Origin of the sequence: Streptomyces sp. NPDC059679, from assembly GCF_042734105.1 — a bacterium.
Taxonomy (GTDB): Bacteria; Actinomycetota; Actinomycetes; order Streptomycetales; family Streptomycetaceae; genus Streptomyces.
Genome location: NZ_JBHWES010000061.1, coordinates 74,508 through 76,761, shown reverse-complemented (window position 1 = coordinate 76,761; position 2,254 = coordinate 74,508). Strand labels below are relative to the sequence as shown.

Sequence of the window (2,254 nt, the reverse complement as noted above, 5' to 3'; positions counted from 1 at the left end):
GCGGAGCTGGCGGCGGAGGTGTTTTGGGCCCGCCCCCCCGCCGCCCCCCGGGCGCCCCCGCGTCCCATACTCACCGCAACATCACTGCGGGGGTGCCAGCTGCCGTGACGCCTCGACCGGGTCGCCGAGGACCTGGCTCAGGTCGTACGCCTTGCGGCTGAACGACCGGAAGGCGTAGACGATCTCGGCCGCGTCCACGATCTCGCAGTCGGCGCGGCCGAGCAGTTCGCGGGTGATCACGATGGCGTTCTTCGCGTGCACATACCGATCGACCAGGTGCTCCTGGAGCGCGTCCATGCCCGAGTCCGCCAGCAGCTGCCGGCAGTCCCGCGTCCACTGGGCCAGCCAAGCCGCCCGCTCCTGGTATTCGGCGGACTCACCGCTGCCGTCGTCGAGGGCTGCGAAGGTGGGGGCGAGGGCCTTGAGCAGACGGCGGACGTAGGCGCCGCGGAGGCCCTTGATCCGCGGATGGTCCTTCTGGAACTCGAACCAGTCCGCCTCGACGCTCCCGATCCACTCCAGGAGCACCGGATTCCGCTCGTAGTACCCGCCCTCGACGCCCTGGAAGACATGGCGCAGCAGCTCGAAGCTCAGCTCGGTGGACTCGGCCAGCAGAACGGCGTCGTACAGGTCCTTGCCCTCGGGGTGCATATCCGTGATCAGCCACAGGATCTTCCAGGCGAGGGAGAGCTCGGGCGTGGCCGCGTTGAGCCGGATCGGGGGCTCGGGGCTGCCCTGCGGCGGTCCGTCCGGGTCGGCGCAGCGGGGAATCGAGGCGGGGGCCGCGGGGGCGGGCAGCGGCTCGTTGAAGACGAAGTCGAGCTGGACCGTGCCCGGCGGCACGCCGTCCTCCGTGGCCCGCCACGGTATGACCAGACGGCGGCCGGGGACGCGGTCGTACGTCCAGATCTCGTCGCTCACCGCGCCCCGGGAGTCGATACGGACCGGGCCGGCCGCGCGCCGGGCGCGGAGGTCCGCGGCGCGCGCGATGCCGTCGATCATCCGGTCCGTACGCTCGTCCTCCAGCTGCCAGGAGTCGGGCACCACGACGAAGTCCAGGTCCCCGGGCTCGCGCGCCGCCTCGCCGTACCAGGCCCTGAGCAGCACGCTGCCGCGCAGCACCAGATGCCCGGCCCACGGCGAGTCCGCGACGGCGGCCAGGACGAGGTCCGTGGCGCGGTGGCGGGCGGCGTACCAGCGGTGGCCGGCCGCCGCGTCCTCGAACTGCGGCTCACCGGCCCGCATCGCCCGCGCGTGGTGGGCCATCGACGGGTCGAACACCGGGCGCTGCAGCACCCCTTCGCCGAGGACCGGCCGCAGCGACTTCGGCAGCCGCATCTGCTCGGCGGTCGCCTCGGTCAGCTCTTCCTGGGGGATGGTGCCGTCCTCCGGCCACGGGCCCCAGCCGAGCCCCGTCCACGACGCCGACACCGATGCCGACTCCGCCTCTGTCATCGCGCTGCCTCCTCCTCGGCTATCCAGCCCGCGTCCAGGCCCCCGTCGCTGTCATACACGACGAATTCCCGCTCCATCGACAGGATTTCGCGGCCCGCCGCGCGCAGGGCGGAGGTCAGCGCCTCCAGCCGGCGGCCCGCCGTGTCGCGGCCGACCAGGCGGCACCGCTGGGTGACGAAGCGCTCGGCGCGCCCGTCGGTTCGTACCCGGCGGGCGTTGCGCGAGAGGTGGGCCGTGTGCGCGGCGACGAGCCCGGCGAGGGCGGGCGGTGGATCGGCGGTGTCCAGGAGCAGCTTGATGTGGTGCTCGAAGTAGTAGCGCGAGCCGAGGGCCCGGGCCTCCTCGTCGGACACCGGCACCCCCGCCGCCCACGGCGCGGCCTCGACCTTCGTCCGTACGACCGGGAAGCCCGCGCCGGCCAGCCCGGCGGCTGCCGCGTCGGCGGCGGAGCGGGCCGCGGGCAGGGTGCCGTCGGCGCGCAGGGTCAGCATCGGCTGGGAGGGTACGCGGCCACGGTCGAGGACGATATGCGCGAACTTCCAGGCCCGGTCGGCCGCGTACCGCTCCAGCGCGCGGTACGCGACGGGGGAGTCCGCCCTCCCCGTGACAGGGCGGACCGTCAAATGGATCTCGAACTCGCCGGTGACCGTGAACACGCCGGAGATCTTCTCAGGCGGTCGGCTCGTCCAGGATCAGCGTCCGGGCGCCGGGCTGTCGCTGTCGCGGCTACCGCGGCGGGCGGGGGGGGGGCGTGCGTGGCCTGGCCCCGCCCCCGGCCGGGTGGGGGAGAAGGGGCCCC

2 protein-coding genes are annotated in these 2,254 nt (G+C 74.0%); both read right to left on the bottom strand.

Features of this window, described 5'->3' with window-relative positions:
• Nucleotides 1-81: 81 nt before the first annotated feature.
• Entirely contained in the window at nucleotides 82-1,455 is a 1,374-nt protein-coding gene (locus ACFV2X_RS42535; RefSeq protein ID WP_385626750.1) for a nucleotidyl transferase AbiEii/AbiGii toxin family protein, read from the bottom strand.
• Nucleotides 1,452-2,111 carry a hypothetical protein gene (locus ACFV2X_RS42530; protein WP_385626748.1) on the bottom strand — a complete coding sequence of 220 codons (660 nt, stop codon included), beginning with the start codon at nucleotides 2,109-2,111 and terminating at the stop codon, nucleotides 1,452-1,454. Before ACFV2X_RS42530 ends, ACFV2X_RS42535 begins: the two co-directional genes overlap by 4 nt.
• Between the last annotated feature and the right edge of the window lie 143 nt (nucleotides 2,112-2,254).

Excerpts from the sequence above, each read along its gene's own strand:
- ACFV2X_RS42535 (WP_385626750.1), bottom strand. The coding sequence starts at position 1,455 with ATGACAGAGGCGGAGTCGGCATCGGTGTCGGCGTCGTGGACGGGGCTC.